A 26,979-nucleotide genomic window follows, 5' to 3' on the forward strand; every position below is an offset into this window, starting at 1 on the left:
AGCTCAATCATCCTCCCGCATCTGCTTCAGCGGCTGATTGAATCCTTGCCGCCAGCGCCTCCGGAGTCAGCTCCGAATCCGTCCGCAGCAGCTCCTGTATCCCGTCATACATCGCCTCGGTGACACCGGCGGGCAGCCGGACATCGAACACCGGCGTCAGGCGGACCTGGCGCATCAACGACAAATACTCCCTGAACAGCGGCGTCGACGCGCCCTCATTGTAATCGGTCGGATGCGAGCCGGACAAGTCGCCTCTCTCGGCGGCCCGATTGGCCTGCTCCGAGCCGGTGAGCAGCTTCACGAGCTCCAATGCGCTCTCAAGGCGTTCGCCGCTCAAGCCCGCCTTGAAGGCGATGCCCCAGCCGGAACCGCCGGATACCGTCAGGCCGCCGCCTTCTTGCCCGTCCGGTGCGGCGGCCGGCGCCGGCAGCAGCGCCAGCCTGGTCTGCGCGGCTACATGCGGAGGCGCATCCGCGGCGAACGACGATACGGCCCAGCCGCCCTCCAGCACGACCGCCGCTTTGCCCTGATAGTACAGCTCCCGCTGCTGCACGTTGTCGAGCGTTCCCCGATCGGCGTTCAGCAGCCCTTTGTCTGCCAGGCTGCGAACGGCCCGAAGCGCCTCCACGAACGGGGCGTCACTGTACTTGGCCGTGCCGGCGACGGCATCGTTCATCCACGCCTCTCCGACATAACGTTCCGCCAGCGTGCTGAACAGGCACGAGCCTGCTACCCAGGCATCCCTGTTGCCGAACGAGATCGGCGTATAGCCCAGCTTCTTGAGCTTCTCCAGCGCCTGGAGAAGCTCCTCCCAGCTGTCCGGAAACCGTTCGTACCCCGCTTCGCGGAACATGGCGCTGTTGTAGAATACGAGCGAGGTCGCCGTAATCTGCATCGGGACGGCCGCCCGCCTGCCGTCGAAGGTGAAGTCGTCGAACGCCTCGGGCCTGAATCCGCCGCTCCAGCTAGGATCGGCCGCTAGAACGCCGTCCACCGGCTGGATCAAGCCGTTGCCGAGCAGCATCCGGGCATCCGAGCCGAGCACCATGAAGACATCCGGCAGAGCGTTTCCTGCTGCCAGCGTCTTGATTTTCTGCTTCAAGGCGTTGTTGTCCAGCACATCCTCGGCCAGCTCCAGGCCGGGATGCTCCCGGCGGAACTGGTCCACCAGCTCGCGATGGACGACATCGACGGCGGCGGTAGAGGTGGGCAGCCAGGAATCCGTGAGCGTTATCCGCATCGGATCTCCCGTCCCCGCTGCAGGCGCCGCTGCCGGCGGCGACTCCGGATCGCTGCGGCAGCCGGCGGCGGCCGCGGCCAGAACCGCAAGCAGCAGCGCCGCCGCGATCCGCTTGATCATGAAGCATTCCCCCCTTGGCTCCAGCCGGCTATCGATTGCGGTAGTCCCGAGGGGACATTCCCGCGTGCTTCTTGAACATCAGCGAGAAATACTTGTAGTCCTGATACCCGACCTTGCAGGCGATATCCGCCGTCCTCATGCGGCTGCCCCGCAGCAGCCGCTGCGCTTCCTCCATCCTGTGCCTCGTCAGCCATTTGATGAAGGTCGTCCCCGTCTCTTCCTTGAACACCTTGCTCAGATGAGCCGCCGTCACTCCCGCATGATGCGCCGCTTCCGCCAGTCCGATCGGCTTGTCGCCGTTCGCGGCGGCAAAGGCGATGACCTCCTTGACGAGACGGCTTGCGGCGCTGGGCTTGCGGACGGCCTCTTCCGCGCATGCCCGGCCATCCGCCTCTTCGGCAAGCGCAGCCGGCTCAGCCTCCGGAAGCCGGCTATCGGGATTCGAGGCCAAGCACGCGACAGCGCCTCCCCTCGCGGGATCAGCCTTCCGGCGAAGGGCGGCGAGAGCTTCGGCGTAGCCTCGTCCCGCATCCTCGAGACTCCAGAGCGGAAGAGAGGTTCCAGCCGCAACGGACACGCCCAGGCAAGCGTGGACATTTTCCGCAACCCGTTCCAATGCTTCCAAAGCGAGCTTCCCGCTCGGCACAGGGATGATCCCTGCCAGCCTGCCGGGGCGGATCGCCGTTATGCAGACCGGGTTCCCGGATGCGGCGGCGAGCGTTTCCTCGGCGATGTTCAGCAAGGCATATCCGTAAGCATCCAGCTCCGAGGGCGTGAGACGCTCCTGCAGCTGCCGGTAGCCGTCCACTTCGGCTGCGAATGCGGCGTAGGGAGGAGCTCCCAGCTCCATGCCCAGCAGGCGCGCCTGCTCGAGAAGCTCCTTCCGGCCGATCCTGCCTTCCAGCATCCCCGCGACCAGCCTCGACTTGAGCAGAGGAGCGCTCGCCCGGAACAGCTGTCCTCTCAGCTGCTCTCCTTGCCGCCGGAGCCTGCGCTCCTCCTCCTCGTCGCGAAGTCCCGATACGGTCTCCACCAGATTGTCGGCCAGCACCGGCTTGAGCAGGTAATGCCGGATGCCGAGCGCCATCGCCTCCTTGGCGCAGGCGAAGTCTTCATAGCCGCTCAGCAGCACCATTTCCACGTCGGGATACTGCTGCTTGACCGTGCGCGCCAGCTCGATGCCCGACATGACCGGCATCCGGATATCCGAGAGGATGAGATCGACCGGCTCCTCCCGCAGCTTTTCCAAGGCTTCCGCCCCGTTGCGGGCTTCGGATGCGATCTCGACGCCGTAACGCTGCCAATCGATGGACATCCGTATTCCTCTTCGCACCATCTTCTCATCGTCAACCAGCATGACCCTGAACATGGACAGCCTCCCCCTCTGTGCATGGCTGGCGCACGGTAACGACCGTGCCTCTCCCCGGAATGCTACGGAATTCGAGACCGTAGCCGGCGCCGTAGTTCAGCCGGATCCGATCCCTGATATTGGGCAAGCCAAGGCCTCCCTCCCTGCGGCTTCCCTCGCCGGACTCGCCAGCCTCCAGCCGGTTCCGGATTTCCCGTTCATCCGCCCCGGCGCCGTCGTCGGCGACCTCGTAGAGAAGATCGCCTCCCTGGCGGTAGATCCGCAGCCGGATCACGCCTTCCCCGCCGCCCGCCTCAATGCCGTGGCGAACCGCATTTTCCACGATCGGCTGCAGCACGATCTTCGTCACCTTGCAGGGAAGGACGGAGAGATCGATCTCTTCCAGAAACCGGATTCCGCCGTCATGCCGCTTCTGCTGGATCGCCATGTAATGGCGGATATGCTCGACCTCCTTCTCGACGGTCGTGAAGCGGCTGCCGCTGTTCAGGCCGATCCGGAACAGCTGGGAGAGGGAATTGATCATGAGCGACGTCTCGAAGGCGCGCTCCATCCGGCACATCCAGTAGATCATATCCAGCGTGTTGTAGAGGAAATGGGGATTGATCTGCTCCTCGAGCGCCTTCAGCTCCGCATCCTTCTGCTTCATCCGCGACACATGGACCTCGTTGATCAATTCATCCAGCTTGCGCGACATCCGGTTGAAGCCATGCGACAGCAGGGCGATCTCGTCGCTGCCCTTCACCTCCATCTGCCCGCCGAAGTTCTCTCGCTCCACATGGCGCATGAGCACCCGGATCTTCTTCAGCGGCTTCAGCACCTTGGAGGCGAAGATGAGGATGAAGGCCAGGCAGACGGCCAGGCTCGCCAGCATGGAGGCGTAGGCGAAGCGCCGGATCACCGCTGCAGGCTCGGCTATTTGCCGCAGCGGCGTCAGCTCCACGATATGCCAATCGGGACGGCTCATCCGGTAGTACACCGCCAGGTAGCTCGCTCCGTCCAGCTCCGCGGCGTACTGGCCCTCGTCCGCGGAGCCGAGCCCGCCGGCTGGCAGCGGCGGAGGCGCGGCGCCTCCATCCGGACCGGTCTTCTCCGAGGTGAGCACGATCCGGCTGCCGTCCAGCAAGTAGAAGGGACTCTCTCCCGGCATGCCGCTTCGATACAGCTCGAGGATGCTGCTTTGCGGAATATTGATTTTGAGCACGCCCAGCGAGCGGCCGACATCGTTGATATCCCGGATGTCCCGGATCATGGTGATGACCTTGATCTCCTTGTTCTGGACGTAGACGCTGTCGGGATACCAGCTGTCGCCTCCTTTCAGCTCCTTGGCGCGCAGCAGCCGGTCGGGAGGAATCGCGTTGAGCGCGCCCCTCGTGTCGATGCCCTTCTCGCCGAGATCCTGCAAATAGATCGAGAACAGATAAGGCTTGTTGAAGGCTTGCTCGTTGCAGATGGACAGGATTCGCGAGAGCTGCTTTTGCCGGGCGGCGGGATCCTTCGAGGACAGATAGGCGGACACATCCCGATTCTGGATGAGATTCAGGGAAACGGTGTTGACGTCGTTCATCATCATGTCGAGATGGCTGGATACGGCACGCGCGCTTTCCAGCTTCAGCTGGGCGACTTGGCTCTGAATGAGCTTTGTCGATTCAAAGGTCGAGAAACCGCTTACAATTACAAGCGGAATAACGGCCACCGCCACGGTGAACAGCAGAACCTTGGATCTGAGGCTGAAAAACCGTCTGCTTCCCATCGTCTCACCGCCCGAAGCTGGAATGGATGGCAGGGCTTGATCTCGGTTGTGCTCCTATCATACGCCATCGCCCTCCGGGCGCCAAGCGAACAAGTGATTGCTTCGGCCGCCGCTGACCGGGCGGCCGTCCTGGAGATGCCCGCAGCCAGCCGGCTGGACAAAAAAAGCCGGTCCGGACGGGATCCGGAGCCGGCTGGAATGCCTAGTCCATGCTTTCTTCCTCTGCGGGAGGAGCGGGCCGCAGAGACGGCTTGGCCGCGGCGCCGGCAGCTTGCGCGGCAAGCACGGCAAGCTCCACCTTGCCGAGCGCGATGCGGTAGTCGGCCGTCATCTCGAACGGATGCGGCAGCGGCAAGCCGCGGAAATAAGGAAGGACGGAAGCGGCGCCCGCGAACCAGTCCCCCGGCTCCGGATCATCGACGGGACGATCCGACCAGGCCGCTTGCAGCGGCGGGCTGTAGAGGGGCTCCGCTCCTTCGCGCAGCCGTCCGCCGGAGAGGCGTTCCCGGTAGGCGGCGGTCGGCGGGGAACGGCGTACGGATGCGTACATCTCGGGGGCGTAGTCGCTGCGCGACCCTGTATGACGGTTTTTTTTGACGAACTCAAGGACGCCCTCCGCCACACCCGGCACTCCGAACAGCAGCGCGTACAGCCGCTTGCCGAACTCGATCCGCTCCTTAAGATCGGAGAAATCCTCGAGAATGAGCCCTGCGAGCAGCGGTTCTCCGTTCTCGTCGCGGCCGTAAGGAAATACGACCTGGTTCAGCTGCAGCACCGACTGCATGCCGAAGTAGAACGTGCCCAGCACCTTGCGCCGGTAGTAGGCGTTCTGGACGACCCGGCTCTCGATGAAGTTCTGCTCGTTGACGATCAGCCCGATCGTCAGCGGCGCCGCATCGCCCGTGCGGAGGAACTGCTGCCAGACCGGCCGCATGAAGGCCGACACTCCGAGCGCCGGCAGCAGATGCAGCAGGCTGCGCCCGCTTCGCCTGCTCTCCTCGTACAGAAGCAGCTGTGCATAAGCGTCATGGAAAATAAGCGCGTTGGCTCTCTCCAGCATCCCGAAGCATACCCTTCGCTTGGCGGTGTCGAGCAGCCGGGGCAGCCATTCGCCTTGCAGATCGGTCATGTTCCAGCCGCCGTTGCGGCTCACCATATGGGCCAGCAGCGCCCAGTGGACCTCCGGGCGCCGCAGGTAGAACTGGCGGTAGGCTTCCGTCCGGGTCAGGTTGTTGCGGTTCATCCGCGCGGTCTCGGCGCGGATGCGCTGCAGCAGCGCGGCATCTCCGGCAGGGCCGCCTGCTTGAGGCGGCGTTCCCGGCGCGGCCGCGGCTTCGATCGCCCATGCCGGATCGGGCGACGGCAGGCCTAGCTTGCTGGAGACGGCATGAGGATGCGGCAGCCAGCCCGGGGCAGGGAAGGAGGCTTTCTTGGCGGCAGCCCGCTCCAGCTTCTGCCAGGCGGCGCGCAGCTCCGCGACGGACGGAGCGGTCAGCGTCAGCGGAGCGGCCCGCTCTGCCAGCTCGCGGGAAGCCCGGCGGCTGCGCCGCTTGGCGGCCGCGTAGGCTGCCGCCGCCATAGGCAGCGCAGCCGGCAGCAGGAGCAGCCTCAGCAGCGGATGCTTGCGGGGGGCAGGAGCGTTTTTGACGTCAGGCGCAGCGTCGATGCCGCCATCCGCGCCCCCTCCGTCCGCCGCTTCCCGGATATCGGCCGCAAAGTCCTGCTTACCGGGCCGTTGCCGTTGTCCGTTCTCGTTTCCGGCCTTGCGTTCCTTCATATGCCCGTCTTCCTCCCGCACCGAATCAGTCTGTTCCCAGTATAGTCTGAAAGCTTCCCGCTTAATCCTCCGGACATCCGTTCATCGGCGACAGGGCGGAGACGGACGGCAGGCCAGACGTCCACGCGGCACCTGCGCCATAATGGAGCGCACATGACCGGCAGCCGGGCACCGGGGCCGCCGATCGGAGATTTGCCGAAAGTCAGCGGACATACTATGCTTATGGAAGCTGAAGGGCTGCGAGCATCCGGCTTTCGACTTTCTTGAGGAGGGACAACCATGTGCGGACGTTATACGCTGACCGTCACGCTGGAAGAGCTCATGCTCCGTTTTTTGATCGGGGAAACGACGATCCCGCAGCTGGAGCCCCGCTACAACGTCGCTCCGGGCCAGATGGTCATGGCCGTCGTCAGCGACGGCAAGCACAACCGGCTGGGCGAGCTGAAGTGGGGACTGGTCCCGCCTTGGGCCGGCGAACCGAAGATCGGGAGCCGCATGCTCAACGCCAGAGCCGAAACGGCCGCTGCCAAACCGGCGTTCCGGGATGCGCTTCGCCGCAAGCGCTGCCTCATTCCTGCCGACGGCTTCTACGAGTGGCAGCGCACGGATTCGGGTAAGCAGCCGATGCGCATTACGCTCCGCAGCCGGGAGCCCTTTGCCATGGCCGGCCTCTACGAGACGTGGATATCGCCGGCTGGGGAACGCTTGTCCACCTGCACGGTGCTGACGACGTCTCCGAACGGGCTGATGGCCTCCATTCACGACCGGATGCCGGTCATCCTGCGGCGGGAGGACGAGCCTCTGTGGCTGGACCGCGGCGTCCAGGATGCGGCCCTCCTGTCGCCGCTGCTCGTCCCCTATCCGGAGGAAGAGATGCACGCCTATCCGGTCGGCGCCGGCGTCGGCAGCGTCAAGAACGACTCGCATGAATGCATCGAGCCGCTTGTGGATTGACCTCGAAAAGCCTTTCGGACATCCGAAAGGCTTTTCGCTTTTTTGGAGAGGCGTCCATGACGGCTCTCCAGGATATTCCGCGGCTGCCGGCTCCGTCAGCCTCCGTTTCTGCCCGCCGCCTCATGCCGGCTTGGCTGCCGCGAGCACGAACCGGTGGCAGGTGACGTCCATCCAGCCCCGTCTTTCGATCTCCTCATGGATCCCTCTCAGCGCGTCGCGGTATGCGTCCGGAGAGAAGCCTTCGACCTGCCACTCGATAATGGTCAAGTAGCGGACGATGGCCCCGATATCGTAAAACCGGGTGTGCGTGAGAGCCTCGTCCTGCCAGAGCAGCTGCAAGCCCGCCGCTTCCAGCTCTCCGCATGTTTTGTCCAGCGTCCAGTCCGCATGGGCCGGCGGCGCCTGTCCGAGGCGCTCGTTGAACTCGCGGTCGTTGCTGCCGCCTACCTGCTGGGTGATGAATATGCCTCCGGGCTTCAGCACGCGGCGAAGCTCGGAGGCGCAGTACGACTCATGCCGGTTAATGATCAAGTCGAACGACTCATCGGGATAGGGGATGTCATCGACTCGCTCGATGTAGGCCACTTGCACGCCTTCCTCTTCCAGCCTTCGGCGCGCGACCTCCACATTGGGCAGATATCCTTCCGTCGCCCTGGTGTCGGGAGGCAGCGGCTTGAGCCGCTGCAGGAACTCCCCTCCTCCCGTGCCCATGTCGAGCATGGAGGAAGCGGCTTTTTTATAAGGCTCCAGCAGATTGCGGTAACTCCATGGGAGAGGATACTCGATCATGCGGCCGGTTGCCGTCAAATACCCGAAGTCCCAGCCCGAGAAGGCCTCGCCGGAATCCTGCAGGCTTTCATCGAAGCCCATCCTCAGCCGGCCGCCGAACATGGCATCCTCCCTGCTGCCGATCATGCCTCCACCCATCGCTTGAAGATCATTACGATTCCCGTCGAGGCTCCCTCGTAACGGCTCGTATCGAAGGACGAGGCCAGCTCCCACCCTTCGGCTCCAAGCAGGTTCAGCCGGCCGTCGAGATCTTCGATGTTGATTTTGGTGCCCGTCCAGCCTCCGAATTGATGCTTGAGCGTTTTGTATTCCCAGCGTCCCATTTCCATCATCCTTTCGATCGTCATCCTTTCAATCCTGCGCCAGCCGCTTCCTCATACGGATGGCCGCGATCGGCGTTCCATCCGGCCCCTCCATCTTGCGGATGTCCCAAGGCATCCAGCCTGCGCCGGCATAGAACAACAGAGCCTTTCCATTGGGGCCGTGGCAGGTCAGATGGAGCTCCCGCACCCGCTCCGCGGCAGCCGCCTCCATCGCTTCCAGAAGCGCTGCGGCGGCTCCCTTGCCGCGGTAATCGGGACTTACGATGACATTGCCGAGCCATAACTTCCCTTCCGATTCATACAGATTCGCATAAGCTGCGGGCGTCCCGTCCACGGCCTCGGTCAGCAGCGTCGGACAGATGCGTTCAGCCGCCGCAGCCTCAAGCTCGTCGGCACGCAATGGATATCCGCCCCTCGGCCCTGCTGAGATCCGCTCACGGCCTCTTCTCCTCTCCACGCATCAGAGCTTATTGGATCAAGGTCAATTTCTCTTCACACCGAAGCTCGAGGTGCGGGGCCAGCCTCCGTCTGGAGACGCCACCACCCTCATGAACTCCATGCTCCCCTCTCGTTCCCATACTCTTCAATTCGCCCTGGAGCTGCTTCTTCCTTCGGGACAAGACGGATAAAGCCGATTTTGGTATGCTGTAGAAAAATTGAACAGAGAGAGGCGGCCTCGACAACCATGTCGAATTCCATTGAACTGCGCGGCGCCGTGCCTGCGGATGCCGCGTCCCTGGCGGAGCTGCTGCTGGAGCTGACCGGGACGGATACCGATCCGGCGGCTCTGGCCGAGCGGCTGGACAGCTTGGCCGGCAGCGAAGGCATCCGGGTAGCCGTAGCCTCCGACGGAGAGCGGCTCGTCGGCACGGCGATGGGCGTAATCTGCCCCGATCTCGTCGGCGGCCTCCGCCCCTATTTGCTGATCGAGAACGTTGTTGTTTCGGCTCATTGCCGGGGCGGCGGCGTCGGAAAAAAGCTGATGGCGGATCTGGAAAGCTTCGCGAACGCGCATCAATGCACGTATATGATTCTCGTGTCCGGCTCCCGCCGCAGCGAAGCGCATGCCTTCTATGAATCGGTCGGCTTCGCCCGCGAAGCCGGCTTCAAGAAGAAGCTGCGTCCGCTTGCCTGATGCAGGCTTGCCGCAGAAGCGGCCTTGACCGCCGACCTTTGCGCAGGCAGAAAAAGGCTGAAGCAAAGGAAGAAGCCCGCCTCCTCCGGCGGGCTTCTGCTCGTTGTGGGGCGATCCGCCAGCAGAGTCCAGCTCCGCTCTCAAGCCGGAATGCCTGCCGCTTGTCGCCGATCTTTGCCTGTGCATTCGGCTTTTGTCGCTCTAATTCTGCCGATACTTTTCAGCACCCCAGAAGAACGGTTACGCCTTCACCGCGTTCAGCCAGGCCTCGGCGATCAGCGCGTTGCCCGCCGGGGAAGGATGGACGCCGTCCGGAGCCCAGTAAGCCGGTCCTGTCGCGGCCGCCGCTTGGGCGAACAGGCCGTCGAGCGGAACATAGAGAGCCTTGTATTCTCCCGCAAGCTCGCGCACGGCCTGGATCTTGGGATCCAGATCCTCGCGCCACGCCTTCTGCCCCTCATTCACCGGCAGCACGAACGGCTCCACGAGAATGAGCTTCGGGGCGTTCTTCTCCAGCGCCCGTTCCAGGATGGATCGATACGTGTCCCGGTACGCTTCCGCGCTCAGCGGCACGCCGCTGTCGAACCGTCTCCAAGTATCGTTGATGCCGATATAGACCGACAGCCAGGACGGGCGCAGCTCCAGGCAGTCCTCCTCCCACCGGCTGGCGAGGTCGACGACGCGATCTCCCCCGATGCCTCTGTTGAGGAACTTCACGTCCTTGAGCGGATGCTTTCTTCCGAACTGAGCGGCTGCCATCAGAGCGTATCCGGAACCGAGGCTGTCTCCCTGGCTGCGGTCTCGCCCGGCGTCGGTAATGCTGTCGCCCTGAAACAATACGACGGCTCCATCTTCAATATAAGTCATGTATGTACACCTCCATCGCCCATTATACACCTTGACGAGTAAAATGGAGACGCATTCATCCGTTGAACATCAAGCGGATAATCAGAGCAGAAAGGCGGCCCCGGAACCGAGGCCGCCCAACTATCCATCCTTCTGCGAATGCCGACTCCAGCCATCGAGGAGCGCAGGCTCAGCCCTGCGCGAGTCCGAGCAGATGGACCAGGCCGAAGCCGATCGCCGTCAGCAGCACCGAGCCGGCAAGCCCCGCCGCGAAAGCCTTTGGTCCAAGCCGCCTGAACATTTTGACGTCTACGCCCAGTCCGAGTCCAGCCATCGCCATGGCGATCAGCAGGTAAGCCGCCGTGACCAGCGCGGAAGCTGCAGCCTCCGGAACCAGCCCTGTCGTATGGATGGCGCTGACCGCCAGAAATCCGAAAATAAACCAGGGTATCGTCACCGGCGTTTTTGCTGCGGCTCCGTTTCCGCTGCCGGCGCGGCTTTTCCTGGCCGTCCACATGCCGAGCAGCAGCGCGACCGGGACCAGCATCGCCACGCGGGCAAGCTTGACGACGACGGCCATGTCGACCGCCTCGCGTCCGCCCGGCGCCGCCGCAGCCAGCACATGGGCAACCTCATGGAGCGTCGAGCCGGAGAAGATTCCGTAACCCGAAGCGCTCATTCCAAGCACCGGATAGAGCAGCGTGTAGATCAGCGTGAAGATGGTGCCGAGGATAGCGACGACCGCTGCAGCCGCAGCCGTCTCCTCCTCCTTGGCCTTGAGCTGCGGCGATATGGCCGCGACGGCCGCCGCGCCGCAGATCGCGGTTCCGCAGGCGGTGAGCAGTCCCAGATTCCGGCTTGTTCCCAGACGCGAAGCGATCCAGGCGACGAATGGAATCGTCACCGCGATGTGGATGGCGTCGATGGCGAGCACCCGGGGTCCGGCCGACACGATGTCGCCGAGATTCAGCCTCATGCCGAGCAGGACGATGCCCGCCCGCAGCAGCGTTTTCGAGGCGAACGAGATGCCCGTTCCTGCCGCCGCCGGCACTCCTCCCGCAAAATGCCGGTAGGCCATGCCAAGCACGATTGCCAGCACCAGCGGACCGAATACCTGGAATCCCGGCAGCTCGGCGATCATCTTCGCCGCAGCCGCCAGCATCGCCGTCAGGAAAAGCCCGAAGGCGAACCCCTTGTTTCCGGGCAGCTGCTTGAATGCCGCCTGTATCTGTACCTGAACCTGTGTCAAACCCTTCACCTTCCGTCCTGTTGTTGATTTCACTATAGGACAGTTGGGGAGGGATGTGAAATTCAGATCCTCTATGCCTGTCATCAGGAAAGCTTATGCGGACGATGAAGGATGCAGGCGCTCCGTCCTGCTCAGCGAAACATTCCCCATAGCTTGATGAGGTGGAAAGTATTGTTCGGATCGATCTTGAGGCTCAGCACGAACTGGACCAGCTGCTCCTCCTGAGTATCCGTCAGCTTTTCCTGCAGGATGCCGGCTCCGTTGCGGACCAGCTTTTTCACTTTGGCGCGGTCGGCCAGATCGTACTTCGTAATTCCGTTCACGAGCAGCTTGATGCGATCCTTCACCGCCGGATTTTTCAGCTTCAGCTTGACGCGTTCTACGAATTCGGGCCGTATTCCGTACTTTACGTAGCTCATGCAGCCAGGCACCTCCATCGATTTGGTCGGGCAACACCCCAAAAACCACCGATGTTATCCTATGCCGGGCCCATCCGAGAGTTTCCTGAGAAAGGCGAATTAAGCGCATGGGACGCAAAAACGCCCCGCAGCCGGTCAGCAGCTGCGGGGCAGGACCTCAGCCGCCAACTGCTGAGGTGCAAGACCCAGATATTACGGGCAAAACAAGACACGGTTGTCGATGCCCAGCTTGAATCTGATTGCTGTGATACCTCGAATCCTTGGCGACTGCCGCTCCAGGCACGGAAACGCCAAGGCTCAGTCGAGCTGCGCTCCCTGGAAGATCGGATCCTTGGCAAGCATCGCCCTAATGTCGGCGTAGGCCGATGCGGTCCAGAAATCAGGCTCGGCGGCGATGTCCGCCGCATCGTCCCGGGCGGCCTCCAGCACGGCGAAGTCAGCGGCCATGTCGGCCAGCTTGAAGTCCGGCAGGCCGCTCTGCTTCGTGCCGAAGAAATCGCCGGGACCCCTCAGCTCCAGATCGCGCCGCGCCACCTCGAAGCCGTCGTCGGTCTCCTGCATGACGGCCATCCGCTCGCGGCCGGTCTCGGTCTTCGGATCCGCCACGAGCACGCAGTAAGAGGCATGGGCGCCGCGCCCTACCCGGCCGCGCAGCTGATGCAGCTGCGAGAGGCCGAAGCGCTCCGCGTCCATGATGATCATCAGCGTCGCGTTGGGAACGTCGACGCCGACCTCCACGACCGTCGTCGCGACGAGCACCTGCAGCTCGTTCTCGCCGAACGCCCGCATGACCTCGTCCTTCTCGGCCGTCGTCATCCTGCCATGCAGCAGGCCGACCTTCAGATCCGGGAAAGCCTGCTGCAGCTGCACGAACTGATCGATCGCATTCTGCACGTCCAGCTTCTCGGATTCCTCGATGAGCGGGCAGATGACATAAGCCTGCCGTCCTTCCGCCGTCTCCCTGCGGATGAACCCGAATACCCGGTCCATCATGCCATGCTTGACCCAATAGGTTTTGATCGGGATGCGTCCCTTCGGGCGTTCCTTGATCGTAGACACGTCCATGTCTCCGAACGCGGTAATGGCGAGCGTGCGCGGAATCGGCGTCGCCGTCATCGTCAGCACGTCCGGACTCGGTCCCTTGCGTCTGAGCACGCTGCGCTGATTGACGCCGAACCGATGCTGCTCATCCGTGACGACGAGACCAAGCGAGCGGAAAACGACGTCGTCCTGGATCAGCGCATGCGTCCCGATCAGCACGTCGATGAGCCCCATCTGCAGCCCGGCGAGCAGATCGCGGCGCTTGCGCTCCCCTACACTGCCGGTAAGCAGCGCGGTCTGGACGCCGGCCGACTCGTACAGCCTCGTCAGAGACCTCATATGCTGCTCCGCCAATATTTCCGTCGGCACCATGAGCGCTCCCTGATGCCCGGCCTTGACGGCCGCGAGCAGAGCGATGGCGGCGACGACCGTCTTGCCCGCGCCGACGTCGCCCTGCAGCAGGCGGTTCATCGCATGGGGCTGGCGCATGTCGGCAAGAATCTCATTGACGACCTTCTTCTGGGCATCCGTCAGCTCGAACGGCAGCGATGCCGCGAACTGGCGGATGACCTCCGGATCGACCCGGTGGACGATGCCGTCCGCGCGGCGGCGGTTCAGCATCCGGTATGCCTGCAGCTTGAGCTGGAAGAAGAACAGCTCCTCGTAGACGAGCCTTCTGCGCGCGCCTTGCCCGTCCTGCGGATGCTCGGGATGATGGATATGCAGCACCGCCTCGGCTCTCGGCATGAGCTTGTACTTCGCCACGAGCCTCTCCGGAAGGTTCTCCTCCAGCAGGCTGCCGTATTGAGCCAGCGCTTGTCCGATCGTCTTGCGCATCCAAGCCTGCGTAATGCCGCCTCCGACCGAATAGACCGGCTGCAGCGTGCCCGTTTTGGCGACTCCCTTGTCGGGAAACTCCGAGTCGGTCACCGTCAGCTGCATCCGCCGGGCGTCCCATTTGCCTGTGAGCGTAATTTCCCGGCTCAGCGTCAGCTGATCCTTGAGGAACATCCGGTTGAACCAGACCGCCGTCACCAGCTGCCCGTCCACTTCGGCCTTGCAGGTGATGCGGGCCTTTCCTTTGCCGAAGCGGGCGACCATCGGCAGCCCCCGGATTACGCCCTGAACGGTGATCTTCTCGCCGTCCTTCACCTCTCCGAGGGAACGGAGACGGTAATCCTCGTAGCGGAAAGGAAAATAGTTCAACAGATCGGCTGCGTTATAGATGCCAAAGGCGTGAAGCTCCTGCTCCTTCGGAGCGCTCACGCCTTTGATCTGCCTCAGCGGAATTTCTTCCAGCCGGGCAAGAGGATTATGGGTCATGCTCTCTGCATGAACACCGCTGCGGTACCTGGGCCTACATGGGCGCCGATGACAGGACCGAGCGTCGTGGTGGTCGTATGGCGGATCTGGAACGAAGCGTTGATCGCTTCATACAGATCGAGCGCGGAGCCTCTTTGGTATCCCCAGGCGAAGTGGACCGCCACAGGATCGTCGCCGAACTTTTCCTTCAGCAGGTCAACGACGCGTTGCACCGCTTTTTTGGTGCCGCGGACCTTGTCCACGGGCGTGATGGAGCCTTCGTCATCGATGGACAGGATCGGCTTGATATTGAGGATGGATCCGAAAAATGCCGAGGCTTTGCCGATCCGTCCGCCTTTCTGAAGGTATTCCAGCGTATCCACGAGGAAGTAGAGCCCCGTCTCCTTGCGCATCCGGTACACTTCGTCCAGAATTTCCTCCTTGGACGCGCCGGCCTCGGCCATCTCGGCGGCCTTCACGACCAGCATGCCGTTGCCGTAGGAAGCCGACTTGGAGTCCACCGCCGTAATGTCGGCCTCCCTCTCGATCAGCGATTGGGCAAGCAGAGCGGATTGGAAGGTGCCGCTGAACTGGGAGGACAGATGGATGGAGATGATCGGCGCATCGGGAGATTCATCCAGAATCCGCTCGTATACGCTCATGAATTCGGACGGGGAAGGCTGCGATGTCGTCGGCAGCCCGCTGAACTTCTCCAGCTTCTCGTAGAATTCATCGGCCTGGAGCGTAACGGAATCCAGATAGGATTCGGTTCCAAAAAGCACCTGGAGCGGCACCATCTCGATGTTCAGCCGCTCCCGGACTTCGCGCGGAATATCCGCTGTACTGTCGGTTACTATCCGAACCTTCGTCGTCATTAACGTCAACCTCCACGGACTGCTGCTGTTCGGCTGGAGGACGATCTGTTCCAACCGTCCTCCAGCCGGATATCCCCGTTATTCCAGGGCAAACAAATAAGGGTAAAGCGGTTGTCCGCCTTCATGCACTTCAAGCTCGACATCCGGGTGGGCATCGGCGATCCAGGCCGCCAGCTCCTCCGTGCCTTCTACCGTGGAATCTTCTCCCGTAAGGATGGTCAGCAGGTCGCCGCCATCCGCCAGCAGGCGTCCGACAAGTCCCTTGCAGGACTCCAGGAGCGTCGGCTCCGAGACGACGATCGCCTTCTCGAAGATGCCGATGTAATCGCCCTCACGGACTTCCACGCCGTCGATCTCGGTATTGCGGACGGCTTGCGTGACGCTTCCCGAACGCACCGCCTTGGCCGCGCCGGCCATGAGAGCGTTGTTGCGCTCCGGCGTCTCGTTCTCCTTGAAGGCGAGCACCGCCGCGAGGCCTTGCGGCACTGTACGGGTCGGGATGACGCTTACGCTGCGGCCGGACAGCTCGGCTGCCTGCTCAGCGGCGAGTATGATGTTGCTGTTGTTCGGGAGCAGATAGATGTGCTCGGCCGGCAGCGCTTCGATCGCGTTGACGAAATCCTCGGTGCTCGGATTCATCGTCTGTCCCCCGGACAGCACGACATCGACGTTGTTGTCGAGGAAGATGCCGGAGATGCCGTCACCGATCGCGACGGCGATAATGCCGTAAGGAGCCCATTCATGAACGGATTCCGGAGGCGTCTGCAGAGCGGAAGCCGACCCCGCCAGCACTTCCGCTACGGCAAGCGCCTCGTCCGCAGCCATGTCCAGACCGCGTACCGCTTCGTTGAAGGCATCCTCGCCGAGCAGCTCCCGGTGCTGCTCCCTCATGTTGAGAATATGGAAATCCGTCAGCTCGCCGTATGGAAGAGACAGATTCAGCACGTCGCCGGGGCGGCGGGAGTGGACGTGGACCTTGACGAGGTCTTCTTCGGCGATGACCAGAATGGAGTCGCCGTCCTTCGCCAGCTGCTGCCGATAGCCTTCTTCATCGAAGGCCGGAGCTCCCGGCAGAGCAAGCTTGGGCTTGATGAAGAACTCCATGTCGTAGAAAAATTCGATCTCGCTCGTCGATAGCCGCGCCTGGGCTTTGGCTCCGGAACGGCCTGCCGGCTGCGGGCTTGCAGGATAAGCCGGCAGAGGATCGGAGGAGCGGCCATGCTCGCGGAAGGCCTCGACCGGGGCGGCTTCCGAAAGCGCGGGCAGCCGATTCTCGACAAAGTAGGCCAAGAAGCCCTCGTAGATGAGCACCAGCCCTTGGCCGCCGGAATCGACGACTCCGACCTGCTTCAGCACCGGAAGCATCTCCTGCGTGCGCCGCAGCGTCTCTTCCGCCTGAGACAGCACCTCCCTCATCAGGGATTCCATGTCGTCCGTACGCCGTGCTGCCGTCTGGGCATGGCGGGCCGTCTCCCTGGCTACCGTCAGGATCGTGCCTTCGACCGGCTTCACGACGGCCTTGTAGGCCATGTCGACTCCTTGCTGCAGGGCGGCGGCGAATTGCACGGGACCTGCCTCGTCCAGGCCGGCCAGCGCTTTTGCGGTTCCGCGGAAAAGCTGGGACAGAATGACCCCGGAATTGCCTCGGGCGCCCATCAAAAGGCCTTTGGACAAAGCCTCAGCCGTACGGCCCACCGAGTCCGATTTCTTATTCTGCAGCTCCCGCACTCCGGAAGCCATCGTCAAGTTCATATTCGTACCCGTATCGCCGTCGGGAACGGGGAATACATTCAAAGCGTTGACGCGTTCCGCGCCCCGCTGCAAATTCTCCGCACCGAGCAAAACCATACCGGCGAAGTCCGAACCGTTAATAAAGCGCTTTCCCAAGCAAAATTTCCCCTTCCACTAACTGATGACCCGCACGCCCTGGACAAAGATATGGACATGGTCTACCCTCAGGCCGATCACTTCGTTCAGCACGTATTTGACTTTGGTCTGGATATTATGGGCGACCTCGGAAATCCGGGTGCCGTAGCTTACGATGATATGCAGGTCGATGTGAAATTCTTCGTTCTCGCGCCGCACTTCCACTCCGCGGGAAAGGTTGTCCCTCTTGAGCAGCTCGGCGATGCCGTCCTTGAGCTGCTTGCGCGAGGCCATGCCGACAAGCCCGTAGCATTCGAGCGCCGCAGATCCCGCAATGACGGCGATGACATCGTCAGTTACAAAAATTTTACCTAATTCGGTCGATAGCTGCATGGGCATGGCAGGTTACACACTCCTTCGTATCGGGCAGAACTTGGCAAGCTGCACGCCCTACTATTCCCTGGGAACAAGGACTGACATCCATTGTACTATATTTCAGCCCGTTTATGAAGCCTGAAACGCTCTTCCCTTCGTTTTTCTCGCAAATGCGCCTGCTCTTGACTGCTGCGGCGCCGCGTCCCGCCTGCCAAACGATGGTTGATCAAGCGCCTATTGTATGTTAAGATATCCAAGTATGTTTTCATGCGGACTTTGTTGTTCGCATAGGGCGACCTGCAAGCTGTAAAGGAGGTGTATCGCATGTCTCGCAAATGTTTCGTAACCGGCAAAGCTCCGGGCACCGGAAACCACGTTTCCCACGCGAATAACCGCAACCGCCGTACTTGGGGCGTCAACGTCCAAAAAGTGCGCATTCTCGTCGACGGCAAGCCTAAACGCGTATGGGTCAGCACCCGCGCGCTGAAATCCGGCAAGGTAACCCGCGTGTAGTGAACACGCCTTTGCGTCCAAGAAGGGACATGCCTGTACCTTCTTTCCGACGACAAAAAGCACCTGGGCTTATGCCCAGGTGCTTTTTTGCGGGCTTTTCAGTTCGGAAGGGCCGGCAGCTGCTCACGGAAGTCAGCTTTTTTGGAAGGTGTTCAAGATGGCCTTGACGAATCCGCCCAGAAACTTAGGCAGCTTGATCGTGTAGAATTTCATGCTTCATCCCTCCTCGGAATCGCTGGTCGTGTATTCACTGCCGGGCCGCTCTTCCGCCCGAATGAGGCTGCCGGGCCGCCTCCAGCCGCGAACATTCGCCCCTTATCTCTTCATGCACAACAAAAAAAGGCTACAAGAACCTGAAGTTCATGTAACCATCCTATGCGGGAAGACATTGTCCTATTCCGCCTCCGCCTCAGCCTGGGCGGCCGCCTGCCTTACGGAGCGGTACCGTGCTTGACGAAGACGTACATCGTGTATGCGATGACGGACAGGATGAAGAAGAGAACGGATAAGAAGACGAAGCCGACTCGCCTCCATACCGTCTCGTGGGTCCGGAAAAAACGCAGACCCAGCCATAAAGCCAACAGGGAAAAAACGAACCGGATGACGCCGGGCACCATGACGAACAAAGTCATCAGCAGGCCGCAGGCGATGCCGTAGAGCATCGCCGCGGCGAATCCTCTCCATCTGCTCTCCGTCTCCATGGCGCCTACCGCAGCGACGCTATCGCCGCCGCCAGATCCTCCGCCCCGTATACGTAGCTGCCGGCAACGAACACATCCGCGCCCGCTTCGCGCACGAGCGGCGCTGTCGCGGCATTGATGCCTCCATCCACCTGCACATGGACGCCGCTGCGGCCGCGCTCGTGCAGCATGCCCCGAAGCGTCCTCAGCTTGTCGAGCGAGTATGGGATGAACGATTGGCCGCCGAAGCCCGGATTCACCGTCATGATCAGCACGAGGTCGACATCGTCGAGAACCGGCTCCAGCAGTTGCACCGGAGTGCCGGGATTGATCGCCACGCCCGCAGGAAGCCCCAGCTCCTTGATCTGGTGGATGACCCGGTGCAGATGGGTGCACGCTTCCAGATGCACGGTGATGCGGTCCGCGCCGGCTCTCGCGTAGTCTTCGATATACTGCTGCGGCTGCTCGATCATGAGATGCACGTCGAATGGAAGCTTCGTCACATGCCGGACCGCTCCCATGATCGGAGGGCCGAAGGTCAGATTGGGGACGAAATGGCCGTCCATGATGTCCACATGGATCCAGTCCGCTCCCGCCTTCTCGACGGCGGCGATCTCTTCCCCAAGCTTGGAAAAATCAGCGGATAAGATGGATGGCGCGATGATGGTCATGTTCAGTACCTCCGCTTCTTCTCTTTCATTTCACCCAGAAACTGCACATAGCTGTCGTACCGGCTCTGCGCGACCGTTCCTTCCGCGAGCGCGGCCGTAACGGCGCAGCCCGGCTCATGGGTATGCGTGCAGCCCCGGAACTTGCAGTCCGGAGACAGCTCCCGCATTTCCTTGAAGCCGTAGGACATGTCCTCGATGCCGAGCTCCTGGAAGTCCAGCTGGCTGAAGCCGGGAGTATCGGCGACATAGCCGTCTCCCGGCTCCGACCCGGCTTCGACCAGCTCCACGTGACGCGTCGTATGCTTGCCGCGGCCCAGCTTGGAGCTGATCTCGTTCGTCTCCAGCTTCAGCTCCGGAACGAGCGCGTTGAGCAGGGATGACTTGCCTACGCCCGACTGCCCCGCGAACAAGGCCAGCCGACCCTTGAGCACGGCGCGGATCTCTTCCAGCCCGCTGCCCTGCCTGGAGCTCGTGCCGATGACCCGATAGCCGATCGGCCGGTATACCCGCTCCACCGTATCGATGGCTTCGCGGGCTTCCTTCGCGTCCGGACCGTCCGCGGACAAGTCCTGCTTGCTCAGGCATAACACCGCTTCTAGGCCCGAATGCTCGATATGGACCAGGAATTTGTCCAAAAGGGTCAGGCTGAGCGACGGCTCGGATACGGAAAACACGAGCACCGCCAGATCGGCATTGGCCACGGGCGGCCGGACGAGCTCCGTGCTGCGGGGAAGAATCTCCTCCACCGTGCCTTCGCCCGTCGCGCTCGCGCTGTAGACGACGCGGTCGCCGACAAGCGGGGACTCGCCCCGCTTCTTGAAGATTCCGCGCGCCCTGCATTGCAGAGGCTTCCCGCTGGCGCCGTCCGGAATGACGTAATAGAAACCGCTAAGCGCCTTGACGATCAGGCCTTCGCCCGTTGTGCCGGAGTAATCAGTCGTTTCCGTCATGGTCGCCGTCCTTATCCTTGTCTTTGTCTTTGCCTTGCTTGCCGCCCGGGTCCATCGAAGTGTTCTCTCCATCCGGAGGAGCGACAGCTCCGAGATCCGGCGTCGGCGTCGCTTCAGGCGTCGGCGACGGGGTCGGATCCGTTCCCGGCACGGCCATCGGCCCCGAGTCCCTGCCCGCCTTCTCGTCCTCGTAGGAGCGCGAGAACGTATCGGCCAGCTGGCCGTCGCGGTAGATCTTCACGAGCGCTTCCGTATTGGGAGCGAGCACGACTTTGACGTCGAAGCTTCTGGTCTCCTTGATGCTGGTCTTCCGCGTTTCGATGTCGTTGCCCGTCGCGTCGCTGTAGACGATCCGGATCTCGCTCGACTTGCCCGCCCGCGAAGGGGAGATGAGCAGGTTGAACGTATAATCCAAGGCATCCTTAGGGAAGCCTCCGCTGACCGTCAGCGAAATCTGGGTGCCCTTGGAGACTTTCGAGCCGGGGCCGTACGGATCCTGGGACAGGACGGTTCCTTCCTTCTCGTAGCTGTCCTGCTTCAGGATGTTCTCGTCGCGGACTTCAAGTCCCGCATCGCGCAGCATCTTCTTGGCGTCGTCGATCGACTTGCCGACCAGATCCGGCATCGGCACCGTTTCCTGGCCCTTGCTGACGGTGAGCGTCACCGTCGCCGTTGTCGGGTCCAGGTCGGTATCGGGCGGCGGATTCTGGCTGATGACCGTTCCCGGCTCCGCCGATGCGTCGAACACCTCGGTCTGCTTGATCTGGCCGGATCCCAGGCCGAGATCCTGCAGGGCCGCGACGACGTCCTGGACCTTCTGGCCGACGTAGCTGTCCAGCTTCTTCAGCTCCGGTCCGTCGCTGACCGACAGCTGGACGCGCGAGCCCTTCTTCACCCGCATGTTGGACTTGGACTGGGCAAAGACCTGGTCCTTCGGAATGTCCGCCTTGAAGGCGCGGATGGAAGGCTCGGCGATCATAAGCCCCGCGTCCTCCAGCATCGTGCGGGCCTGCTGCTCGGTCTGTCCGACCACATAAGGCACCTCGACCTCCGCCACGTCGAGGGATCCCGATACGACGCGGAATACGCCGTAAACGGCTCCGATGACGGCGAGCGTGATCAGGATGATGACGAGAGGCTTGACCCAGCCTCTGCGGCGGGGAGGCTCCTCCTCTTCTTCCTCCTCGGCGGGCGCCATGCGCGCGGTGTCCTTCGCCGCGGATCCCTGCCCGCCGGCCGGATATTCGAATGATGGCTTGCCTTCGTTCGCGAGCATGCCGGGTCGGATCGCCGGCATGACCCTCGTCTCGTCCATGTCGCCTGGCGCAAACGTAATCTTGGGCTCCCGGATTCTTTCCGGCCTTAAGGAAGTCTCCAGATCCTCCAGCATCTCGCCTGCCGTCCGGTACCGTTCGGAAGGGTTTTTGCGCGTCGCCTTGATGATGATGTTCTCCACGCTTTGCGGAATGAGCGGATTGACCGACTTCGGATCCTCAAGCGGCTCCTGCAGATGCTTGAGCGCGACGCTGATCGGGCTTTCGCCGAGGAAAGGAAGCCTGCCCGTCACCATCTGATAGAGAACGATGCCGAGCGAATAGATATCCGATTTTTCTCCCGTGCTGACGCCTTTGGCATGCTCCGGCGAGAAATAATGCACGGAGCCGATCACCGAGCCCGTCTGGGTGATCGTCGAGGACGTCACCGCGCGGGCGATGCCGAAATCCGTCACCTTGACCCGGCCGTTGCGGCCGATCAGAATATTGTGCGGCTTGATGTCGCGGTGGATGATATGGTTCTGATGCGCGTGGTCCAGGGCGTCTGCGATCTGCGAGGAGATCCGCACCGCCTCGTCCGCCTGGAGCGGCGCCCGCTCCTGAATGATTTCATTGAGATTATGGCCTTCTACATATTCCATGACGATGTAATGGACGTCTTCCTCCTGCCCCACATCATAGATGCTGACGACGTTGGGATGGGACAGGGCGGCGGCGGATTGCGCCTCGCGGCGGAAGCGCCGGATGAACTCCTCATCATGGACATACTGGGAACGAAGCACTTTCACCGCGACGTTGCGGCTGAGCAGCACGTCGTGGGCTTTGTATACGAGCGCCATGCCTCCCCCGCCAATGCGGGACAGGATTTCATAGCGTCCACCTAATTCTCTGCCGATCATGCGCTTACGCTCACTCCTCTCCGTCCGTGCCGGAGCCGGATTGCAGCAGCACTACCGTAATATTGTCGTCCCCGCCTGCTGCCAGCGCCTGCTGGATCAGAGACTCGGCCTTTTCCTCCAGAGAGGATCCTTCGGCGGATACTGTCATGCGGATGTCCTCGTCGCCGACCATTCCGCTCAGGCCGTCGCTGCACAGCAGCAGAATATCGCCTGCCGCCCAAGGCAGCGCCTGAAGCTCCAGCTCCGTCTCGGAGTCCGTGCCCAGCGCGCGCGTCAGCACGTTGCGGCGGGGATGATGCGCCGCCTCCTCATAGCTGATCTGCCCGGAGCGGACAAGCTCGTTGACGAGCGTGTGATCCTCGGTCAGCAGCGTGATGCCGCCTTCGGAGATGCGGTATGCCCTGCTGTCGCCGATATGGCCGACGATCAGCCGCTGCTCCTCGACAAACAGGGCCGCGACGACCGTCGTGCCCATGTTGTGGTACTGCTCGTTGCGCGAGGCCATGTCGAATACGACCTCGTTGGCTTTGCGGATCGCCCGGCGCAGAAGCTCATGAGCTTCTTCCTCCGTCATGCCGGCGCCTGCGGATTCCACTTCCTCGCGGAAGGCGTCGACGGCAAGCTGGCTCGCCACGTCTCCGGCCTGATGGCCGCCCATGCCGTCGGCCACGATGGCGACGGTCAAGCCTCCGTCCGTCACGCCCGCCCAGGAGCGGTCTTCGTTGGCCATCCGGATCCGGCCGATATCACTGCGGTTCACTGTTATCAATCCCGTCACCTCACTGCGTAAGTTCCATATGCTTGGCGCGAAGCTGGCCGCAGGCTGCCGCGATGTCGTGGCCCTGCTCGCGGCGGATCGTCGCGTTGATGCCGTTCTTCTCCAGAATTCTCTGGAATTCGAAAATATCCTCCCGCGGCGTGCGCACATACTTGCGCTCCGGCACATGGTTGACCGGAATCAGGTTGACGTGGCAGAGCATGCCCTTGAGCACCTCGGCAAGCTCCTGCGCATGCTCCGGCCGGTCGTTGGTGCCGCCGATCAGGGCATACTCGAATGTGATCCTGCGGCCCGTCTTGGCGATATAGTTCCGGCAGGCGTCGATGACCTCCTGGAACGGATAGCGGCGGTTGACCGGCATCAGCTTGGAGCGCAGCTCATCGTTCGGCGCATGGATCGAGATCGCCAGATTGATCTGCGTGTTCTCGTCCGTGAACTTGTACATGCTCGGCACGATGCCGCTCGTGGATACCGTAATGTGGCGCTGCCCGATGTTGAGCCCCTTCTCGTGGATCATCGTGCGCAGGAAGCCCATCGTCGCCTCGTAGTTCTCGAACGGCTCGCCGGAGCCCATGATGACGATGCTGGAGACGCGCTCTCCGCTCGGATCAAGCATCTGCTGAGCCTTGACGACCTGCGCGATGATCTCGCCGGCGGTCAGATTGCGCTTGAGCCCGCCCAGCGTGGAGGCGCAGAACGTGCAGCCGATGCGGCAGCCGACCTGGGTCGTCACGCAGACGCTGTTGCCGTAATTGTGGCGCATGATGACCGTCTCGATCGCATGATTGTCATGAAGGCCGAACAGGAACTTGACCGTCCCGTCCTTCGATTCGAAACGGGTGATCTCGGTCAGCGTGACGAACTGGAACGATTCCGCCAGCTTGTCCCGGAGCTCCTTGGGCAGGTTGGTCATCTCCTCGAACGAGGCGACGCGCTTCACGTACAGCCAGTCGAACAGCTGGCCCGCGCGGAAGGCGGGCTGGCTCTGCTCCTTCATCCATGCCTGGAGCTGATCAAGCGAAAAATCATATATAAAAGGCGTTTCCACAATGTAGGGCTGGTCAAATGCTTTCATTTCGTTGCTTCACTCATTTCATTGTCATTCAATCCGTCATCCGGCTGCCGGAATCCGTTGCCGCAGGACGCTCGTCGCTCTAGTTTACCACAAACGTCCCTCGCAAGACCACAGCCTGCCGGCGCGCGGCTGTCAGGGCCGGATGGCAACGACCAGCGGACTTCCCGCATGCCTCGTCCCGACGATCGGCTCCTCCGTGCGGGCGATGCCGCTCAAGCCGGTAAAGTCAAGGTCCATCCGGGATAACGGCACGTCCGCCGTCACACGGCTTCCCTTGGCGAATACGAGCCTGTGCATTCCTTCGTCGCACATCGTGCACGTATCGGGCAGCATCCGCAGGAGCACGTAGCCCGGATAAGTCCTGGCGTTCGTCCATTCAGCCCCGGCGGCCGCCTCCATCTGTTCCCAGTTCATATAAGGAGGAATGACGGCCATCCGATCCCAGTCGAACTCCGTCAGCTCCGACAGCCTGACCTGCTCTCCTTGTCCGACCGTCTCCAGCAGCCGCGTCCGGAAGGCTTCTGCGGCGCCGCCGGGAACGCGATGTCCATAGTAGCCGTTCATGTCCGCCAGCAGCGCCAGGACCAATACGGCCGCCGCAATCGGCGCCGCCTGCCGAAGCCGTTTTCTTCTCCTGTCCATCCTTCAATCGCCCCCCGTCGCCATCCCATTGCTCGCACATGGATAAGACGAGCATGGAACGGCAATTGTTTCCTGTTGCCCCTGCGGCGAAGCCGGGAGCGGCGCCCTCTCCTCCCGGCCGGAATCAATGCGCTGCGGAAGGACGGATTCCGCTCCCTGGCAAACAGGAAGCCGGCGCATGGAGCGCCGGCTTGGAGGCTTCCGGCTTCGAAAAGCCGGCGTCGGTTTTAGCTGAACATGATTTCCTTGGCATAACCCTTGCCCTCCAGCAGGTCGTACTGGATCATCTTGTAGTCGTCGAGAAGAGCCTGCTGCTCCGCCGTCGGCTCCTCGACCTTCCCGTCCGGACCGAGCAGCACCTTCTTGTTCAATCCCGGCATGGCCGTCTTGACCTCATGAAGCAGCTTGTAGTAGGCTGGCAGCTTCTGGCCTGCGTAGGAGAAGATCTCGGGTCCGATGAAAGACGGGCTCAACGTGCCGAGCGGCTTGCTGCCCACCTCGTAATTGGAAAGCACGAGCAGCGGCGTTTCGTGGCGGAGCCTTTCGTCCGTCCAGCCTGCATCGTCATACACCTTGGCCGGAAGGCCGGGCAGATGATCTCCCCACAGGATGACGACCGTAGGCCTGCCGAGCTGCTGGATGGCCGAGGACAAGTACGACAGGGCGCCGTCCGTATGCTTGATCCCTTCGGCGTACGTCTCCACCTGATCGCTGTACTCGGAATCGACGCCAGCCGCCCGCACCGTGTTCATGCCGTGGATGGTCTTGTTCGTGTACGGGAAGTGGTTCTGCATCGTGACGAGATGAAGGAACGCCGGCTTGCCGGTCTTCTCCTGCTCCTTGAGCTCGCGCACCGCTTCCTTCATCGCGGCCATGTCGGAGACGTAGCTGCGGGAGGACAGGTACTCCCGGTTCGGCATTTCCTTGGAGCTGGTGAATGTCTCGAAGCCGAGCATCGGGTAGACGGTGTTTCGGCTGTAGAAGGTTTTATCGAAAGGATGGAGAGCCAGCGCCGCATATCCGCGCTGCTTCAAAATGCTGACGATCGAGGGCAGGTCCGTCTGCTTGGTCAGATTTTGCTGGAACGGCACGGAGCCGTCATTCAGAAAATAGTTGGTGAGGCCGGTCAGCGCCTCGAATTCGACATTCGCCGTGCTGCCTCCGAATTCAGGCGAAAGCACGTAGCCGGACGGCTTCGTCCTGCTCGTTTCATGCAGGAACGGAAGCGGGTCCTCGCTGAGCTTGTAGTCCGTCACCCGGGTCAGATCGAAGAAAGCCTCGTTCATCACGAACACGATGTTGGGCGCTTCGGCCGGCGAGGCGGCCGGCTCCGCATCCGGAATGGACGCGTATTTGGCGGCGATCGCCTCGACGGCCTCCTTGCTGTAGCCGTCGGGCTCGGCCATCATGCTCCCCGTCAGGTTGGAGGCGAAAGCGATGACAAAGCCGTTGTACTGGTAGTTCTGCTTCTGGTCCCAAAAGATATCCTCGTAGCTGATCCTGTTCAGAAGCGTGCTGTCCTTGCTCTCCATGATATGGACGAAGAAGAAGATCCCCGTGATGGAGCACGCGGCGAATACGACGCGCAGAACGAGCGGAAAGCGCAGCTTCGGAAGTTTGAATACGAGGAAGCCGAAGCTGCCCACGACGGCGAGCGTGAGCACGATGACAAGCGGCGAGAACATTCCCCGGGTCATGGAGGCCATTTCGCCGGCGTTTTTCAGCTGCAGCAGATCCCACGGGAAGAGCGGCTCTCCCGTCGCTTTCATTTTCTGATAGACGGCTGTGCCCGTAAGGGCGGTGACCGCGGTCACGAGCGCCGTGCCTCCGTACACATTGCGGACGATGGATGCCGCAGCCAGGAGGAGGAAGAAGAAAATGAAGCTCCCCATGAAAAACAGCGGGTACTGGCCGGAAATCCACTGTCTCACCGCGCCGTAATCCATTCCCATCGACGCCGCCTGCATGCCCGCGTTCAGCAGCATGGCGACGAGATAAAGCGCAAGCATGGTCAATACGATCCTTCGCGTAGGCTTGATCCAACTTCGCAAGTGCATCTACTCCCTG

The 26,979-nt window shown here is 62.1% G+C and carries 26 protein-coding genes; 3 read left to right on the forward strand and 23 right to left on the reverse strand.

Annotation, left to right across the window (positions count from 1 at the left end):
- Positions 1-7: 7 nt before the first annotated feature.
- The 4 genes from CIC07_RS14620 to CIC07_RS14635 all read right to left on the reverse strand — a co-directional run bounded on the left by CIC07_RS14620 (position 8) and on the right by CIC07_RS14635 (position 6,256).
- Positions 8-1,360 carry an extracellular solute-binding protein gene (locus CIC07_RS14620; protein ID WP_076355141.1) on the reverse strand — a complete coding sequence of 451 codons (1,353 nt, stop codon included), beginning with the start codon at positions 1,358-1,360 and terminating at the stop codon, positions 8-10.
- Positions 1,361-1,388: 28 nt separating this feature from the next.
- Positions 1,389-2,729 carry a response regulator gene (locus CIC07_RS14625; protein WP_076355140.1) on the reverse strand — a complete coding sequence of 447 codons (1,341 nt, stop codon included), beginning with the start codon at positions 2,727-2,729 and terminating at the stop codon, positions 1,389-1,391.
- Positions 2,707-4,479, reverse strand: a complete 1,773-nt coding sequence (locus CIC07_RS14630) for a sensor histidine kinase (protein WP_094248052.1) — start codon at positions 4,477-4,479, stop codon at positions 2,707-2,709. The genes CIC07_RS14625 and CIC07_RS14630 overlap by 23 nt, the downstream gene beginning before the upstream one ends.
- Positions 4,480-4,681: 202 nt before the next feature.
- On the reverse strand, positions 4,682-6,256 hold the full coding sequence (locus CIC07_RS14635) for a DUF2515 family protein (RefSeq protein ID WP_076355135.1): 1,575 nt from the start codon (positions 6,254-6,256) through the stop codon (positions 4,682-4,684).
- A gap of 279 nt (positions 6,257-6,535) precedes the next feature.
- Between CIC07_RS14635 and CIC07_RS14640 the strand changes: the two genes are divergently transcribed.
- The gene (locus tag CIC07_RS14640; RefSeq protein ID WP_076355133.1) at positions 6,536-7,210 is read left to right on the forward strand and encodes an SOS response-associated peptidase; all 675 of its coding nucleotides are present in this window, start codon (positions 6,536-6,538) and stop codon (positions 7,208-7,210) included.
- Between the two features lie 120 nt (positions 7,211-7,330).
- Here the strand turns inward: CIC07_RS14640 and CIC07_RS14645 are convergent, their stop codons facing one another.
- Genes CIC07_RS14645 through CIC07_RS14655 form a run of 3 tightly spaced genes read right to left on the reverse strand, consistent with a single transcriptional unit; the run spans position 7,331 to position 8,722 of the window.
- On the reverse strand, positions 7,331-8,125 hold the full coding sequence (locus CIC07_RS14645; protein ID WP_234992897.1) for a class I SAM-dependent methyltransferase: 795 nt from the start codon (positions 8,123-8,125) through the stop codon (positions 7,331-7,333).
- Positions 8,122-8,346 carry a DUF4177 domain-containing protein gene (locus tag CIC07_RS14650; protein ID WP_234992896.1) on the reverse strand — a complete coding sequence of 75 codons (225 nt, stop codon included), beginning with the start codon at positions 8,344-8,346 and terminating at the stop codon, positions 8,122-8,124. Before CIC07_RS14650 ends, CIC07_RS14645 begins: the two co-directional genes overlap by 4 nt.
- Before the next feature lie 4 nt (positions 8,347-8,350).
- Positions 8,351-8,722, reverse strand: a complete 372-nt coding sequence (locus CIC07_RS14655; RefSeq protein ID WP_076355131.1) for a GNAT family N-acetyltransferase — start codon at positions 8,720-8,722, stop codon at positions 8,351-8,353.
- A gap of 285 nt (positions 8,723-9,007) precedes the next feature.
- On the opposite strand from CIC07_RS14655, the gene CIC07_RS14660 reads away from it, so the two are divergent.
- On the forward strand, positions 9,008-9,457 hold the full coding sequence (locus CIC07_RS14660; RefSeq protein WP_076355129.1) for a GNAT family N-acetyltransferase: 450 nt from the start codon (positions 9,008-9,010) through the stop codon (positions 9,455-9,457).
- A gap of 240 nt (positions 9,458-9,697) precedes the next feature.
- Here CIC07_RS14660 and CIC07_RS14665 read toward each other — a convergent pair whose 3' ends face one another.
- From CIC07_RS14665 to CIC07_RS14695, 7 genes are all read right to left on the reverse strand, one after another.
- Positions 9,698-10,324, reverse strand: coding sequence for an SGNH/GDSL hydrolase family protein (locus tag CIC07_RS14665; RefSeq protein ID WP_076355127.1), 627 nt, complete (start codon positions 10,322-10,324; stop codon positions 9,698-9,700).
- Positions 10,325-10,493: 169 nt separating this feature from the next.
- Positions 10,494-11,531, reverse strand: coding sequence for a YeiH family protein (locus tag CIC07_RS14670; RefSeq protein WP_076356920.1), 1,038 nt, complete (start codon positions 11,529-11,531; stop codon positions 10,494-10,496).
- Between the two features lie 152 nt (positions 11,532-11,683).
- Positions 11,684-11,971: a stage VI sporulation protein F gene (locus CIC07_RS14675; RefSeq protein ID WP_076355125.1), complete on the reverse strand. Its 288-nt coding sequence runs from the start codon at positions 11,969-11,971 to the stop codon at positions 11,684-11,686.
- Between the two features lie 297 nt (positions 11,972-12,268).
- A complete protein-coding gene (recG, locus tag CIC07_RS14680; RefSeq protein ID WP_076355123.1) occupies positions 12,269-14,335 on the reverse strand; it encodes an ATP-dependent DNA helicase RecG in 2,067 nt (688 codons plus the stop codon).
- Complete coding sequence (locus tag CIC07_RS14685; RefSeq protein ID WP_076355121.1) at positions 14,332-15,189, reverse strand: DegV family protein; 858 nt, start codon at positions 15,187-15,189, stop codon at positions 14,332-14,334. The genes recG and CIC07_RS14685 overlap by 4 nt, the downstream gene beginning before the upstream one ends.
- A gap of 78 nt (positions 15,190-15,267) precedes the next feature.
- Positions 15,268-17,076: a DAK2 domain-containing protein gene (locus tag CIC07_RS14690; protein WP_094248053.1), complete on the reverse strand. Its 1,809-nt coding sequence runs from the start codon at positions 17,074-17,076 to the stop codon at positions 15,268-15,270.
- Positions 17,077-17,094: 18 nt separating this feature from the next.
- The gene (locus CIC07_RS14695) at positions 17,095-17,454 is read right to left on the reverse strand and encodes an Asp23/Gls24 family envelope stress response protein (protein ID WP_049867603.1); all 360 of its coding nucleotides are present in this window, start codon (positions 17,452-17,454) and stop codon (positions 17,095-17,097) included.
- A 300-nt stretch (positions 17,455-17,754) separates the two neighbouring features.
- Here CIC07_RS14695 and rpmB point away from each other — a divergent pair, with 300 nt between their 5' ends.
- Positions 17,755-17,943 (forward strand): 50S ribosomal protein L28, encoded by a 189-nt coding sequence (gene rpmB / locus CIC07_RS14700; RefSeq protein ID WP_048748286.1) that lies wholly within the window; start codon positions 17,755-17,757, stop codon positions 17,941-17,943.
- A gap of 132 nt (positions 17,944-18,075) precedes the next feature.
- Here the strand turns inward: rpmB and spoVM are convergent, their stop codons facing one another.
- The 9 genes from spoVM to CIC07_RS14745 form a co-directional block, all read right to left on the reverse strand.
- Positions 18,076-18,156, reverse strand: coding sequence for a stage V sporulation protein SpoVM (gene spoVM / locus CIC07_RS14705; protein ID WP_040711006.1), 81 nt, complete (start codon positions 18,154-18,156; stop codon positions 18,076-18,078).
- 218 nt (positions 18,157-18,374) lie between these two features.
- Positions 18,375-18,644 carry a hypothetical protein gene (locus CIC07_RS14710; RefSeq protein ID WP_076355119.1) on the reverse strand — a complete coding sequence of 90 codons (270 nt, stop codon included), beginning with the start codon at positions 18,642-18,644 and terminating at the stop codon, positions 18,375-18,377.
- A gap of 5 nt (positions 18,645-18,649) precedes the next feature.
- Positions 18,650-19,294 (reverse strand): ribulose-phosphate 3-epimerase, encoded by a 645-nt coding sequence (gene rpe / locus CIC07_RS14715; RefSeq protein ID WP_076355117.1) that lies wholly within the window; start codon positions 19,292-19,294, stop codon positions 18,650-18,652.
- A 2-nt stretch (positions 19,295-19,296) separates the two neighbouring features.
- Complete coding sequence (gene rsgA / locus CIC07_RS14720) at positions 19,297-20,244, reverse strand: ribosome small subunit-dependent GTPase A (protein ID WP_076355115.1); 948 nt, start codon at positions 20,242-20,244, stop codon at positions 19,297-19,299.
- Complete coding sequence (pknB, locus tag CIC07_RS14725; RefSeq protein WP_076355113.1) at positions 20,228-22,417, reverse strand: Stk1 family PASTA domain-containing Ser/Thr kinase; 2,190 nt, start codon at positions 22,415-22,417, stop codon at positions 20,228-20,230. Before pknB ends, rsgA begins: the two co-directional genes overlap by 17 nt.
- Positions 22,418-22,427: 10 nt before the next feature.
- Positions 22,428-23,177 (reverse strand): Stp1/IreP family PP2C-type Ser/Thr phosphatase, encoded by a 750-nt coding sequence (locus tag CIC07_RS14730; protein ID WP_327205365.1) that lies wholly within the window; start codon positions 23,175-23,177, stop codon positions 22,428-22,430.
- A gap of 19 nt (positions 23,178-23,196) precedes the next feature.
- On the reverse strand, positions 23,197-24,270 hold the full coding sequence (gene rlmN, locus CIC07_RS14735) for a dual-specificity RNA methyltransferase RlmN (protein WP_076355111.1): 1,074 nt from the start codon (positions 24,268-24,270) through the stop codon (positions 23,197-23,199).
- Positions 24,271-24,402: 132 nt separating this feature from the next.
- The gene (locus tag CIC07_RS14740; protein WP_076355109.1) at positions 24,403-24,912 is read right to left on the reverse strand and encodes a hypothetical protein; all 510 of its coding nucleotides are present in this window, start codon (positions 24,910-24,912) and stop codon (positions 24,403-24,405) included.
- Between the two features lie 227 nt (positions 24,913-25,139).
- A complete protein-coding gene (locus tag CIC07_RS14745) occupies positions 25,140-26,921 on the reverse strand; it encodes an LTA synthase family protein (protein ID WP_076355107.1) in 1,782 nt (593 codons plus the stop codon).
- Positions 26,922-26,979 lie beyond the last annotated feature (58 nt).

It is taken from the genome of Paenibacillus sp. RUD330, from assembly GCF_002243345.2.
Classification (GTDB): Bacteria; Bacillota; Bacilli; order Paenibacillales; family Paenibacillaceae; genus Paenibacillus_O.